At 51.8% G+C, this 14194-nt stretch carries 11 protein-coding genes; 9 read left to right on the forward strand and 2 right to left on the reverse strand.

Annotation, left to right across the window (positions count from 1 at the left end; genetic code table 11):
* The first annotated feature begins 393 nt into the window (after positions 1 to 393).
* The 9 genes from ACO2Q8_RS27190 (at position 394) to typA (ending at position 12182) form a co-directional block, all read left to right on the forward strand.
* The gene (locus ACO2Q8_RS27190; RefSeq protein ID WP_423348051.1) at positions 394 to 1026 is read left to right on the forward strand and encodes a TetR/AcrR family transcriptional regulator; all 633 of its coding nucleotides are present in this window, start codon (positions 394 to 396) and stop codon (positions 1024 to 1026) included.
* Complete coding sequence (locus tag ACO2Q8_RS27195) at positions 1001 to 2395, forward strand: TolC family protein (RefSeq protein WP_423348052.1); 1395 nt, start codon at positions 1001 to 1003, stop codon at positions 2393 to 2395. Before ACO2Q8_RS27190 ends, ACO2Q8_RS27195 begins: the two co-directional genes overlap by 26 nt.
* 51 nt (positions 2396 to 2446) lie before the next feature.
* Positions 2447 to 3580 carry an efflux RND transporter periplasmic adaptor subunit gene (locus tag ACO2Q8_RS27200; protein WP_423348053.1) on the forward strand — a complete coding sequence of 378 codons (1134 nt, stop codon included), beginning with the start codon at positions 2447 to 2449 and terminating at the stop codon, positions 3578 to 3580.
* A 75-nt stretch (positions 3581 to 3655) separates the two neighbouring features.
* The gene (locus ACO2Q8_RS27205; RefSeq protein WP_423348054.1) at positions 3656 to 7081 is read left to right on the forward strand and encodes an efflux RND transporter permease subunit; all 3426 of its coding nucleotides are present in this window, start codon (positions 3656 to 3658) and stop codon (positions 7079 to 7081) included.
* Between the two features lie 68 nt (positions 7082 to 7149).
* A complete protein-coding gene (locus ACO2Q8_RS27210) occupies positions 7150 to 8427 on the forward strand; it encodes a metallophosphoesterase (RefSeq protein WP_423348055.1) in 1278 nt (425 codons plus the stop codon).
* A 124-nt stretch (positions 8428 to 8551) separates the two neighbouring features.
* Positions 8552 to 9400, forward strand: coding sequence for a dienelactone hydrolase family protein (locus tag ACO2Q8_RS27215; RefSeq protein ID WP_423348056.1), 849 nt, complete (start codon positions 8552 to 8554; stop codon positions 9398 to 9400).
* Positions 9401 to 9512: 112 nt separating this feature from the next.
* On the forward strand, positions 9513 to 9818 hold the full coding sequence (locus ACO2Q8_RS27220) for a hypothetical protein (RefSeq protein WP_423348057.1): 306 nt from the start codon (positions 9513 to 9515) through the stop codon (positions 9816 to 9818).
* A 124-nt stretch (positions 9819 to 9942) separates the two neighbouring features.
* The gene (locus tag ACO2Q8_RS27225; protein WP_423348058.1) at positions 9943 to 10152 is read left to right on the forward strand and encodes a hypothetical protein; all 210 of its coding nucleotides are present in this window, start codon (positions 9943 to 9945) and stop codon (positions 10150 to 10152) included.
* A 215-nt stretch (positions 10153 to 10367) separates the two neighbouring features.
* Positions 10368 to 12182 (forward strand): translational GTPase TypA, encoded by a 1815-nt coding sequence (gene typA, locus ACO2Q8_RS27230; RefSeq protein WP_423348059.1) that lies wholly within the window; start codon positions 10368 to 10370, stop codon positions 12180 to 12182.
* A 57-nt stretch (positions 12183 to 12239) separates the two neighbouring features.
* On the opposite strand, the gene ACO2Q8_RS27235 is transcribed toward typA, so the two are convergent.
* Positions 12240 to 12830, reverse strand: a complete 591-nt coding sequence (locus tag ACO2Q8_RS27235) for a hypothetical protein (RefSeq protein ID WP_423348060.1) — start codon at positions 12828 to 12830, stop codon at positions 12240 to 12242.
* Between the two features lie 15 nt (positions 12831 to 12845).
* Positions 12846 to 14150, reverse strand: coding sequence for an LVIVD repeat-containing protein (locus ACO2Q8_RS27240; RefSeq protein WP_423348061.1), 1305 nt, complete (start codon positions 14148 to 14150; stop codon positions 12846 to 12848).
* Positions 14151 to 14194 lie beyond the last annotated feature (44 nt).

The raw sequence follows: 14194 nt of genomic DNA on the forward strand, positions 1-14194 counted from the left end.
CATACCGAACAGAGCCGTTAAGCCCCGTTACGCCGATGGTACTGGAGTCATGTCCGGGAGAGTAGGTTGCCGCCACCACAGATTTATGAGCCCCTCACCTTACCGTGAGGGGCTTTTTTTGTGTTATGATCCAAGAAAAAGCCCAGCCTTTTGTGCGGTAATACCCCAATTTTGAGCTGAGAATCTTTTGGTTGAAAGCACTTACCTTTCATCTTTATAAATCTGGTGGTTCATCCGGAAATTCAGCCGCTTCACTCTTGATTGATTGCCGGTCCGATTTTTTTCCAAGACCTTTGCAAAGAAAAAAGTCCCGATATATCGCAAAAGAAACTATGGAAACTTTGAACTTATTCTCAGTTTCCATAGTTCTTTACTTGGATAAGTCATAATTTATTGGAAATCAAAGAGCGTATATTACTCAAAGCTGAGGTGTTGTTCTGGAAGTTTGGTACCCGGACTATCACCATGGATGATATCGCCCGGGATCTTGGAATTTCCAAAAAAACGCTTTATCAGCACTTCACCGACAAGGATGATATTGTTTACCAAGTCATCCAATACCGGATGGAAAAAAACCGGGCGCATGTTGTCAGTCAGGTTGCCGATGCACACGATCCAATTGAGGAAATAATGTTGGCTTCCCGAATCGTGCGGCAGCAGTTAGCCGAGATGAACCCGGCTTTGCTTATCGACATTCAACGGCATCATCCGAGAGCCTGGGAAATATGTACTGAGTTTAAGGAGAAATTTTTGCTGGAATCCATGCGGTCGAATTTGAAAAGAGGTATTGAGCAGGGGCTTTACCGGCCAGAGATTAATGTTGAGATCATGGCCCGGCTACGGATGGAGTTGATCGGCATGGCTCATAACCCCAACGTATTCCCGACCGCGTTAGGGAGCATGGCCGACGTTCAAGTTGAGTTATTGCATCATTTTGTGCGGGGCATACTTACCGAGAAAGGATCAATTATCTACAACCAATATGTTCAAGACTACCAGAATGACCTCACTCCGGTTACCCGGTAAACCGCTTTTGAGCGCTTTGCTGTTGTCGGGATGGTGGGGAGCCGCAGTGGCTCAAAGCCCGCGTGATTTTTCGTTGAACGATGCGATCAATTTTGCAACTCAGCAAAACATTAACGTAAAAAATACCCAATTGGACGCACTCAGTGCCGAAGCCCGGATTAGCGAAATTCGGGGGGTAGCCTTACCGCAGGTCAATGTAGGCGGAACAGTAACCTACAACGCTATCATTCAGAAGTTTATTTTTCCATCGGGCGGTTTTGGCGCACCAGCCGACTCGACGGGAAACGGTGGCGGGGGTGACGATGTAACCGCTATTCCGTTTGGGGTCAAATACCAGGGAAGCGTTACCGCAAGTGTTAACCAATTGATTTTCGATGCTTCTTACAAAATTGGACTGAAAGCGGCTGCTACCTATCGAGAACTGGCGCAGAAAAACATCGCAGCTTCCAAGATCAGCGTGGCGGAGCAGGTTGCCAAGGCTTATTACGGGGTTTTGGTGAGTGAAGAGCGCATGAAACTGCTGGATCTTAACATTTCGCGGGTGGATACGCTGCTGCGCGAAACCCGGGCGATGAACGGCCAGGGCTTTGTGGAAAAAATTGACGTAGACCGGCTGGAAGTCCAGTTGAATAATCTGAAAACCGAACGGCAGAACGTCAAAAACCTGGTCGATTTGAGCTATAACCTGCTAAAATTTCAGATGGGGTTGCCTATCAATACGCCAATTCAGTTAACTGACCAGATTGAAGCCTACAGCCAGCGGGATCTGGAGCGGGCAGCGGTTCTGGACTCGGCTTTTGATTATGGGCAACGGATCGAATTTGCGACCCTGCAAACGCAGATTCAACTGGCTGATCTGGATTATCAGAGTATCGGGAAGAAGTATTTCCCAACCCTGACAGCAGCCGCAACGTACGGTCATAATAACGGTCGGAACAGTTTTGGCGACTTCTGGACAACACAGTGGTTTAACTCGGCGGCTATTTCCCTGAACCTAAATGTGCCGGTTTTTGACGGTTTTCAGAAGCGCTACGCGGCTCAACAGAAAAAAATAGCCGTTGATAAGGCCCGGCAGAGCGGAGAACTCTTGAAGCAATCTATTGACCTCCAGATTAAGCAGGCAACAGTAACACTTGCCAATAACCTGCAAACTCTCCAGAACCAGAAACGGAACATGGATTTGGCCCAGGAAGTCGTGCGGGTGACCCGCATTAAGTACAAAGAAGGCGTCGGATCGAACATCGAAGTGTTGAACGCCGAGACCTCGTCTCGGGAAGCGCAAACCAATTACTTCGCGGCTTTGCTCGATTACATGATTACAAAAGTTGATCTGGATAAAGCATTGGGGAAATTGTATACCGGCCAATAATTATTGCACTCTTTCACGCTGTTCAAAGCACATAGACTACTGATCAAGGAAATGAAAACATATTACGTACTGGGATTAGCAACGGCTTTACTGGTGTCCTGCTCGTCGGAGGAGAAAAAGTCGGATGTGGCTTCAAAAAAGCAGGAACTGGCCGAATTGAAAACGCAACAATCCGAACTAAACGCCAAAATCCGGACACTGGAAGCCGAAGTCGCCAAACTCGATCCGAAGCAGGCCGAACAGGCCAAGGTAAAAGAGGTAACAGTGGCTCCGCTGGCCGCGACCACGTTCAGGCATTTTGTAGAACTGCAGGGTACCATCGACGCCAAGAATAACGTACAGGTAAGTCCTAAATCCGGTGGCCCGGTCACGGCGGTTTATGTCCGGGAAGGCGATGCGGTTAAGGCAGGTACGGTTTTGGCTAAAATCGACGATCAGATTCTGCGGGAGTCGATTGAGGAGGTTCGCAGCCAGTTGACGCTGGCGAATACGGTTTTTGAAAAACAGGCCAACCTCTGGAAGCAACAAATTGGTACGGAAATTCAGTACCTACAAGCTAAAAATAACAAGGAAGGACTCGAAAAACGACTGGCTACCCTGAACGCCCAACTGTCGCAGTCGAGCGTCACGTCGCCCATTTCAGGCGTGGTCGACCGTGTGAATGTGAAAGCCGGTGAAACCGCTATGCCGGGCATGGGCATTGTCAACGTGGTCAATCTGTCGCAGTTGAAGGTGGTCGCGAAAGTGGCCGATACTTACTCGGGCAGCGTGCGCCAGGGCGATGCGGTGGTGGTTCGTTTTCCGGATATCAATAAGGAACTGACCACCCGAATTAGTTTCGTTTCGAGAACGGTTGATCCATTAAACCGGACGTTTACAATTGAGGCTCCGCTGCCGTCGGACAACAGCCTGAAACCGAATATGCTGGCGCAGGTCAAAATCAATGATACGTCAAAACCGAATGCGCTGGTAATCAACCAGAACCTGGTACAGAGCACGGAAAACGGCCAGTTGGTTTATGTGGCTGTAACTGAAAACGGGAAGAAAGTGGCGAAAGCTCGGAAAGTAAAAACCGGGTTGAGCTACGGCGGACAGATCGAAATTACGGATGGCTTGCAAGCGGGTGATCAACTGGTTACGCAGGGGTATCAGGAGTTAGTAGACGGACAACCGATCAATTACTAAAAAAATAAGAACACGAACCGGGCGGTTTTCCGTATGAAAATGGTCGATCCGTGTTCTAATATAACCTTCAAGGCTATGAAATTCGAGCAGTATAAAACCCTGAGTTTCACCAACTGGTGCGTAGAGAACCGGACGGCCATTTACATCTTTACGATTATCATTACATTAGGTGGGCTGGTGGTTTACAATAACCTGCCGAAAGAGCAATTCCCGGACATTAAGGTGCCACAGATTTACATCAATACGGTTTATCTGGGGACGGCTCCGGCGGATGTGGAAAACACCATCAACAAGCCCATCGAGAAGCAGTTGAAGTCCATTTCGGGCGTCAAGAAAATTAAATCGAACGCCTTGCAGGACGTTTCGGTGATTCTGGTGGAGTTCAACCCCGATGTACAGGTGCCGGAAGCCTTGCAGCGGGTGCGGGATGCCATTGACAAATCCAAGCAGGATTTGCCCCAGAAACTCGATGCTGGTCCGACAGCGCAGGATGTTAACTTTTCGGAGTTTCCGATCATGAACGTCAACCTGGCCGGTAATTTCTCGCTGAAACAGTTGAAGGAATACGCCGAAGATTTGCAGGATGCCATCGAAGCCATGCCGGAAATAAGCCGGGTGGATATCGTCGGGGCTTTGGAACGCGAGATTCAGATCAACGTCGATTTGCCGCGTATGCAGTCGGCCGGGTTGTCGTTTTTCGACATTCAGCAGGCGGTTCAGGGCGAAAATATCAACGTTTCGGGCGGTGACCTGAACGTCGATGGTGTCCGCCGGACCTTGCGGGTAAAAGGCGAATTTAACGCGGTTCAGCAATTGCAAAACCTGCACATCCGGACATCGACGGGCGCAACGGTTCGGCTGGGCGATGTGGCTGAGGTTCAGGACAGCTTTGAGGAGCAGCAGGATTTTGCCCGGTTGAGCAACAAATCCGTTGTGACGCTAAACGTGATCAAGCGTTCGGGTGCCAACCTGATTTCGGCTTCCGACAAAATTGAAAAAGTCATTGACGATTATAAGGAAACGCGGTTTCCGCAGGGACTCGATATTAAAGTCACGGCCGACCAGTCGGAGCGGACCCGGGCTGATTTGCACGATTTGGTCAACACGGTTATTCTTGGTTTTATCTTCGTCGTCCTGGTTCTGATGTTCTTCATGGGCGTTCGGGATGCCATTTTCGTCGGGCTTTCCGTACCGCTCTCGGCACTGGTCGCTTTCGTTTGTATGCCAATTGTGGGGCCGATCGTCGGCACGGCTTTCACGTTGAACACCATTGTGCTGTTTGCCTTCCTGCTCGGTCTGGGGCTGGTGGTCGATGATGCCATTGTGGTGATCGAAAACACCCACCGGCTGTTCAACCTGAACAAGGATTGGGACATCAAAAAATCAGTCAAGGCGGCTGCGGGCGAGGTGTTTATTCCGGTTTTGTCCGGTACGCTGACCACCATTGCGCCGTTCTTCCCGCTGCTGTTCTGGCCGGGCATCGTGGGGGAATTTATGAAGTTTTTGCCGCTGACGCTGATTCTAACGCTGTTTTCGTCCCTGTTTGTGGCTTACGTAATGAACCCGGTTTTTGCTGTTACGTTCATGAAGCGCCACGATGAGGATCACCACGAAGACAACCAGGGTTTCCAGCCTATCCGGAGGCCGTTGATTATCATGGCGGTTTTGACGGTACTCGGGTATCTGATCGACCGGGGCATTGGGAACTTCATGGTCTTCTTCATGATTCTCTACGTTTTTAACCACTATATCCTCACCCCCAAAATTATCGTTCCCTTCCAGGAAAGGCTGCTGCCCAAGCTCAAAAACGGGTATCGGAAGCTGATTTCCTGGGTGCTGGTCGGCTGGCGGCCGGTCGGTGCCATTGTCAGCATGGTCGTGTTGTTGTTTGTCACGTTTTTCCTGATGGGGATCGTGCAACCCAAAGTGATCTTCTTCCCGAGCGGTGACCCGGATTACATCTATGTCTACAACGTGATGCCGGTCGGGACAGACGCCCGCGTGACGGACTCGGTGACCAAGATCATTGAAAAACGGGTGTTCGATGTGCTCGAAAAAAACAAGGCGACGGACATCGTGAACTCGGTTATTGCCAATGTCGGCAAAAACGCGGGTGATCCATTCAATCCCGACCGCTCCGATACGCCCCACAAATCGAAGGTAACGGTGGCGTTTGAGAAAAAAGAACTCCGGCGCGGGATTTCGTCGGAAATGCTGCTGAACGAAGTGCGGACGGCCATGCAGGGCATTCCGGGGACGGAGATTTCGGTGGAGCGTGAAAACAACGGACCGCCGACCGGAAAACCGATCTCCATCGAAATTGCCGGGGACGACTTCCAAACCTTACAGCGGCTCGAAAAGCAGGTGCGCCAGAAAATTGCCCAGTCCGGCATCGAAGGCATCGATCAGTTGAAATCTGACCTGGTGACCAACAAACCGGAAATTGTGATCAACATCGACCGCGAGAAAGCCGAGCGCGAAGGCATTTCGTCGTCGCAGGTGGCGATGGCGGTTCGGACGGCTTTGTTTGGGCTGGAAGTGTCGAAATTTCGGGACGACAAGGATGAGTACCCGATCATGGTGCGGTTGAAAGAAGACGACCGCAGCCAGATTGAGCGACTGCTGAGTCTGAATATCGTTTACCGGGACATGAATCTGGGCGGTCAGTTGCGGCAGGTGCCGATCCAGTCGGTGGCTAACATCAGCTACTCGACCACGTTCAGCCAGATCAACCGGCAAAACCAGGAGCGCGTGATTACGCTGGGTTCCGACGTGGTGCCGGGCTATAACGCCAACGAAATCGTGGCCCAAATCCAGCCGCTGATTCAGGAGATGGATGTCCCGAACGGCTATGTGATCCGGATGGGTGGCGAGCAGGAAGATCAGCAAGAGTCTATGTCGTTCCTAACCTCAGCCTTCGGCATGGCAATGTTGCTAATCTACCTGATTCTGGCGACGCAGTTCAACTCGGCCGTCAAACCGATGATTATTTTCTTCACGATCGTGCTGTCGCTGATCGGGGTACTGCTCGGCTTCATGATTGCCGGGAAAACGTTCTCGGTCATCATGTCGGGCGTTGGGATCATCGCCCTGGCCGGGATTGTGGTGAAAAACGGGATTCTGCTCATCGAGTTTATCGAAGAGTTGCGGGGTCGGGGAATGCCGTTGCGGGAAGCCATTATTGAAGGCGGTGCCACACGGTTAACACCGGTTTTGCTGACGGCTTCGGCGGCTGTACTGGGGCTGGTGCCGCTGGCGCTCGGGTTGACGATCGACTTTGTAGGCCTGTTCCAGAATTTTGATCCGCATATCATCATTGGTGGCGACAGTGCGGTTTTCTGGAATATCCTGGCCTGGACCATTATTTACGGATTGACTTTCTCGACGGTCCTGACACTGGTCATCGTGCCGTGTATGTACTGGGTCAGCGAGAGAATCAAAGGGCGTTTCCGCAAAGAAACGTCCGAACCGGTGCAAGAGCCGGAATTAGTGAATGAATAATAGCTAACTGTATTGAACCGAAAAACCCACAGTGTCTGTTTACGCTGTGGGTTTTCTATTTCTACACTATGAACCGCATCGTCCTGTTTTTTGTCGTATCGGCCCTGTTGGTGCTGATCGACTGGTACGTTTTTCAGGCCATCAAAACCGTCACCCGCTCGGCGTCCGAAACCACGCAACGGGCCGTTCAGTATGTTTACTGGGGTTTTACGGCCATTACCCTCATCACTTACCTGACGATGCAGTTGCTGCCGCCCGACGCCGTTGGCCGGGTCACACGCGGGTTTATCTGGACGGCGATTTTGATTCCGTATTTTTCCAAAGTATTTGCCGTTCTGTTCATTTTTATTGATGACTTGGGGCGTTTTGTGCGCTGGGTGGCTTCCCTGTTCTACCGGCCCGATATCCGGGCCACTGTGAACGACACCACGCAATCGACCATTCCGGCGACCGACGTAATTCCGCGCTCCGAATTTCTGATGAAAACCGCCCTGGTGGCCGGGGCCGTACCGTTGGTGGCTTTCACGTACGGAATCGTTTCCGGTGCGCACGATTACCGCATCCGGCGGATCAAACTCCCACTGAAAAACCTGCCTTCCGGCTTCGACGGCCTGAAAATCGCGCAGCTCTCCGACATCCATTCCGGCAGCTTTTTCAATAAAACCGCTGTGAAAGGCGGGGTAGAAATGCTGCTGCGCGAAAAACCGGATGTGGTGTTCTTCACGGGCGATCTGGTTAATAATACCGCCGATGAAGTTGAAAATTACATCGACATTTTCAATAAAGTCAAAGCGCCGATGGGCGTGTACTCGACCCTGGGCAACCACGACTACGGCGATTACGTAAACTGGCCAAACCAGCAGGCCAAACGCCAGAACCTGCAAAACCTGATGGCGGCCCACAAACTGCTCGGCTGGGATTTATTGATGGACGAAAACCGCATTTTAGAACAAAATGGCGACAAAATCGCTTTACTAGGTATTCAGAACTGGGGGTCGGGCCGCTGGCCCAAGTATGGCGATCTGGCGAAGGCGCGAAAAGGGACGGAAGATTACCCGGTGAAGTTATTACTCTCTCATGACCCCAGCCATTGGGACGCGCAGGTGCGCCCACAATTCCCGGATATCGACGTGCAGTTTGCGGGGCACACCCACGGGATGCAATTCGGCGTCGAAGTGGGCAGCATTCGCTGGAGTCCGTCGCAATATGTTTATAAACAATGGGCAGGGTTGTATCAGCAAGGAGATCAGTACCTGTATGTCAACCGGGGCTACGGCTACCTGGGCTACCCCGGACGGATCGGTATCCTGCCCGAAGTGACGATATTCGAGTTGAAAAAAGTCTGAACCCGGATTACGCGGATTTAAGGATTAACTGGGATATAAAAACCGCGAAGCCTCTTAGTTAATCCTTGAATCCGCGTAATCCAAGTTCAAGATAATTTACGTAATCCAAGTTCAAAGACAAACTATGAAAAAGCTTTTCCTGCTGGCGAGCGGACTCTTCGTCGCGCTGACGTCCTACGCCCAATCGCATTTCTGCTGCGATCAACCTGCCGCTGAAGTATCGAATGACATGGCTTTGCTGGCCAGTAACAAATCGTTTGTGATGTTGCACGAAGAACCGCTGCCGTTTACGTACCACAGCGTGGCTGGCGAAATGGTCAAATTCAAAACACCGGACGGCCAGGAAGCCAACGCTTTTCTGCTGAAAGCGCCGAAAGAAACCAACAAATGGCTGCTTGTGTACCAGGAATGGTGGGGGCTTAACGATTACATCAAACAGGAAGCTGAAAAGCTCTACAACGACCTGAAAGACGTGAATGTGCTGGCGGTGGATATGTACGACGGCAAAGTGGCAACCACCCGCGAAGAGGCTTCCAAGCTCGTTCAGGTGCCGCGCGAACGGCTGGGGGCCATCATGCAGGGCGCCATCGCGTACGTCGGCCCGCAGGCGCAGATTGCCAGCGTGGGCTGGTGTTTCGGCGGGGGCATGTCCTTGCAATCGGCGATTTTAGGCGGCAAACAAACCGTCGGCTGCGTGGTGTATTACGGACAACCTGAAAAGAACGTCGAGCGCCTGAAAACGCTGAATACCGACGTATTGGGTATTTTCGGGGCGCAGGATTCCGGCATTCCGCCCGCAGCGGTTTCAGAATTTGAAAAGAACATGAAGGAAGCCGGTAAGCAGGTGACCATCAAAATGTACGACGCCCCCCATGCCTTCGCCAACCCGAGCAATCCGGGGTACAACAAAGAAGCTACAGCCGATGCCTACAACATCACGCTGAATTACCTCAAAAACCGCCTGAAGGTGTAACCGGATCTGGCATCCGGAAAAAAGAACAACTTTCTCCGTTTTTGCGTTAAACCTTAGTACACCAAATCAGTCTAACAGACACTTCGGTGTGAAACTGTAGACTGTTAGCATCATGAAAACGCATAAACTGAGTTCAGTACTGGTGATTGCACTGCTGGGGATTGTCCTGGCCAGTTGCGCACCTTCTGTAGGCGTTGGTGTAAGAGCCGATTATGGGTATCCCCGATACGGATATGCTCCGTATGCGCCTTATGGGTATTATCGTCGGCCACCGGTGATTGTGACTCCACCGCCGAGAGTGTATTATAAATCGCACCCCCGACGCTATTATCGTTCTCCCCAGTATCGGAACGGGTATCGTCGCGGAGCACCCCAGCAATATGGATACCGCTCACAACGCAGCCGGGGGCCCCGTTAATGAAAATACCGTCGTGAGAGCGACGGTATTTTTTTATGCGTTGAGGTGGTAACAAAAACTTCAGAATCTTTATGTAACTTTCGTCTGTCTAAGCGTTTTAAGAGATAGAAGAGCCGGAGAAACTATGAAAAAGCTATTTCTAGTGGGTTTGACAGTGAGTCTGATGCTTCCGCTGGAAGCGCCGGTTGAAGCGGCTGAGGTCAAATCGGCGAGCCATGAACTAAAAACTGCGTTGAATTATAAACGAAAAAAAAACCGGGGGTATCGGAAGAAAAAAGGCTTCCTATGGGGCTTGTTCCGGAAGAAAAACGCCTGCGGTTGTCCGAAGTTCTGATTCGTACCTTCGTAATTGTACTTATGGCCGGGGCAACCCGGCTTTTTGTTTTTCTGTAGGTTAATAAATTGTAAAATACTGTTATTCAGCCAAAAATTCCGTATCTTTGCGGCTTCATAGACAAGACAACCGAAAACCGCCTAAGACCAAGCCATTTCGCAGATTGACGAGCACCGTCTTTTGTCTCATGTCTTTGCTCTATTTTTCAACCTTGTATGCAATCTATTCGCAACATAGCTATCATAGCACACGTTGACCACGGTAAGACGACGCTGGTCGACAAGATTATTCATGCCTCCAAGATTTTTCGGGAAAACCAGGAATTCGGTGACCTGATTCTGGACAACAACGATCTGGAGCGGGAGCGGGGTATTACGATCGTTTCGAAAAACGTATCGGTTCGGTACAAAGACGTTAAAATTAACATTATCGACACTCCGGGCCACTCCGATTTCGGGGGCGAGGTGGAGCGCGTGCTGAAAATGGCCGACGGCGTTTGCCTGCTCGTCGATGCCTTCGAAGGCGCGATGCCGCAAACCCGGTTTGTGTTGAGCAAAGCCCTCCAACTGGGCCTGAAACCGATTCTGGTCATCAACAAGGTGGACAAGGAAAACTGCCGGCCGGAGGAAGTTCACGAAGAAGTATTCGACCTGATGTTCAACCTGGGCGCGACCGAGGAACAACTGGACTTCCCAACGGTCTACGGTTCGTCGAAACAGGGCTGGATGGGCCCGGACTGGCAAAAACCGACGGGCGACATTACCTACCTGCTCGATACGATTGTGGAAACGATTCCGGCCGCTCCGGTGGTGGAAGGCACACCGCAAATGCAGATTACCTCGCTGGATTATTCGGCCTTCGTGGGCCGGATTGCCATTGGCCGGGTGGTGCGCGGGACGCTGAAAGAGGGCGCCAACATGGCGCTGGTGAAAGTCGGCGATGTGATCAAGAAAGTGCGGATCAAAGAACTGCAAACCTTTGAAGGCTTGGGAAAACAAAAAGTGGCCGAAGTCCAGTGCGGTGATATTTGCGCCGTTACGGGTCTGGAAGATTTCGAGATCGGCGATACGCTGACCGATGCCGAGAAACCGGAAGCCTTATCCCGGATTGCGGTCGATGAGCCGACGATGAGCATGTTGTTCACGATCAACAACTCGCCGTTCTTCGGTAAAGAAGGTAAATTTGTGACCTCGCGGCACCTCCGCGACCGGTTGTATAAAGAAACCGAGAAAAATCTGGCGCTGCGTGTGGAAAATACCGACAGCGAAGACCGCTTCCTGGTCTACGGCCGGGGCATCCTGCACTTGTCGGTGTTGATCGAGACCATGCGTCGCGAAGGCTACGAATTGCAGGTGGGCCAGCCGCAGGTGTTGTACAAATTTGACGACAACGGAAACCGCCTGGAGCCGGTCGAAACGCTGGTGGTGGACGTACCGGAAGAAACCGCCGGAAAAGTGATCGAACTGGCGACGCAGCGGAAAGGCGAGTTGCTGATCATGGAACCGAAAGGTGATTTGCAACACCTCGAATTCGAAATTCCGTCGCGCGGGCTGATCGGGTTGCGGTCGAACGTCCTGACGGCCACCTTCGGCGAGGCCGTGATGACGCACCGGTTCAAGAGTTTCGAACCGTACAAGGGCGCCATTCCGGAGCGGATTAACGGGTCGTTGATCTCGATGACCAGCGGTACGGCCACGGCCTACTCCATCGACAAATTGCAGGATCGGGGTGTGTTCTTCATCGAACCGGGCGATGAGGTGTACACCGGCCAGGTCATCGGCGAGCACAACCGCCAGAACGACATCGTGGTGAACGTACAAACCGCCAAGCAATTGACCAACATGCGGGCTTCCGGTTCGGATGCCAACGTGAAGATTGCGCCGAAAATTTCGTTTTCACTCGAAGAATCGATGGAGTACATTCAGAAAGACGAATACCTGGAAGTAACGCCGAAGTCGATGCGGATTCGGAAGATTTACCTCGACGAGAACGATCGTAAACGGAATCAGCACAAATTTGCGATGGTTTAACGCTGATCCATAATCCAATGGAAATAGAAAGTCCCGGTTTTCGCCGGGACTTTTTTGTTAAAAACTCAGCCCGATTCGCAGGGCAACCCGGTTATACACCCGGCTTTCAAATTTATAAATCTCGTTCCAGCCCAGCGGTTTGTCGGCCTCGGCTTCCTGGCGTTTGTAACTCAGCGACAGAATGAAGTTGGCGTTCTGTGGCCGCCCGATCCGAAAACCGATGCCGGGCGAAATCACCCAGCCGCCCCGGGTTTCGTAGCCCGTGGGGTCTTCGTTCAACCAGGCAAAACCGTAGCCCGTATCAAGACTTGTAAATACCCGTAGGTTCTTCTTCCCGGGTTGGGCCAGATCATAGCGTACACCCGCGCAAACCGGCATCAGCAGGGCCGAGGTGTACCAGTCGACGCCCACCGTTCCGCCCACGGCCAACTTGGGCCGTAGCTGTACCCCGTTGAAGGTCTGGGCCGTGATGGTCTGGCGTTTGCTGACGTTTTCCGTGAAGTTTGTGACATTATAACGCACTTGTCCGAACGACATACCGAATTCGGTCATGTTCGTAAAAACCGGCTTAAATCGGGCTTTCTGTGCGCACACCGGCAAGGCAAATAGGCAAAGGAGCCAAACGGTTTTGCTTCCTATCGTTTTCATCGTGATCGCGACGGATTAGCTGGCCGGGTAAGGGCGTTGAACCGGAATCTTGCTGAGCAACCGCAGTTTTTTCGGATTGCTGTAATCGTACTGGTAAAAACCGTCCATGCCGATCAGCAGCAGCGATTTGCCGAGCGGAATCACATCAAAGGCATGGAAACCGTCGAGATGTTCCAGTTGATCGATCTTCATCGCATCGGCGGCATTGAACGTTTTCAGCCCGTAAGCGCCTTCGCAAATGAACAGGTTCGGGAAGTCGATGCCCAGGCCGTGCGGGTTTTTCATCGGGTAGGTTTTCAGCAAACGCGGGTTGTACAGGTTCGACACGTCGACGACTTCCAGTTGGTTGGTAAAGCCCTGGCAGGGCGAGCCCGACCGCAGCGTCACGTAGGCTTTATCCTCATGAACCACCACCGGGTCGCAAACACGGGCGTGTTCGAAGGTCGACATCCGGACCGGTTTTTCGGGGTTGCTGTTGTCGTAAATGTGCATGCCGGATTGCGCCCCAATAAACAGCTTGTCTTTGTACGGAAAAATCGTTTCGATGCCCCAGCCCAAGTTAATTTTGTTGCCTGGTTTCGGGTCTGAGGGCGTTTTGATGTCGAACAGTTGCATATCCGACTGACTGACGGTATACAGGTAGTTGTCGTACAACGTAAACCGGGCCATCGAGCCGCCGGTGCCGTTGGTGCTTGGCGCGGGTGCGTTGGCGCCGGACTGGACCGAATTGAAGTTCTGAACCACCCCGCCCCGCATATCCCAGAACATACAGTTCGGGCACCCGCCGTTTGTCAGGGTGTTTTCGCAATTGGTCTGGACGGTTTGCGTGACGTATTCGACTTTCTGGTCGTTGATAATGGCTTGTTGAGCGTTTATACTCCAGAAACCGCCATCGAATTGCCCATTTGGAAAAACATCTTTTACACGGTTCAATTCCCGAATATTCTGCACATCGCTGATATCGAAAGCCACCAGATCCATGTAGCTATCGGCGTAGAGCACGTTGTTGCGAATGGCCATATCGCCGTTGCCCGGAATCCGCAGAAAAGCCACCATTTTGGGTGACGACGGATTGCGATTGTCGATCACGTGAATGCCTTCCTTGATTTCGTTGATGAGCAGAAAACCGTCTTTCGTGTAAATCTTGCCGGGATTGACAAGCGTGCGGGGCTGTTCGGCCTGGATCCCGTTGCGAACCTGGGCAATCGTCAGGGTCACGGGCGTAAACTGCCGGAAGGTCCGGGTTTCTTTGCATTGGTCGGTGCAGGCGTTCAGGCCGGCCAGAAGGATGCCGAGGAAAAGGTAGAGCGTAAGTCGCATAGGAACAGGTTGTTTAGGTATGACTTATAGACCCTGCTACTACC

Origin of the sequence: Larkinella sp. VNQ87 (genome assembly GCF_049445795.1) — a bacterium.
Lineage (GTDB): Bacteria > Bacteroidota > Bacteroidia > Cytophagales > Spirosomataceae > Larkinella.

Coding starts and splice junctions, on each gene's coding strand:
- ACO2Q8_RS27195 (WP_423348052.1), top strand. CDS start 1,001: ATGACCTCACTCCGGTTACCCGGTAAACCGCTTTTGAGCGCTTTGCTG.
- ACO2Q8_RS27200 (WP_423348053.1), top strand. CDS start 2,447: ATGAAAACATATTACGTACTGGGATTAGCAACGGCTTTACTGGTGTCC.
- ACO2Q8_RS27205 (WP_423348054.1), top strand. CDS start 3,656: ATGAAATTCGAGCAGTATAAAACCCTGAGTTTCACCAACTGGTGCGTA.
- ACO2Q8_RS27210 (WP_423348055.1), top strand. CDS start 7,150: ATGAACCGCATCGTCCTGTTTTTTGTCGTATCGGCCCTGTTGGTGCTG.
- ACO2Q8_RS27215 (WP_423348056.1), top strand. CDS start 8,552: ATGAAAAAGCTTTTCCTGCTGGCGAGCGGACTCTTCGTCGCGCTGACG.
- ACO2Q8_RS27220 (WP_423348057.1), top strand. CDS start 9,513: ATGAAAACGCATAAACTGAGTTCAGTACTGGTGATTGCACTGCTGGGG.
- ACO2Q8_RS27225 (WP_423348058.1), top strand. CDS start 9,943: ATGAAAAAGCTATTTCTAGTGGGTTTGACAGTGAGTCTGATGCTTCCG.
- typA (WP_423348059.1), top strand. CDS start 10,368: ATGCAATCTATTCGCAACATAGCTATCATAGCACACGTTGACCACGGT.
- ACO2Q8_RS27235 (WP_423348060.1), bottom strand. CDS start 12,830: ATGAAAACGATAGGAAGCAAAACCGTTTGGCTCCTTTGCCTATTTGCC.
- ACO2Q8_RS27240 (WP_423348061.1), bottom strand. CDS start 14,150: ATGCGACTTACGCTCTACCTTTTCCTCGGCATCCTTCTGGCCGGCCTG.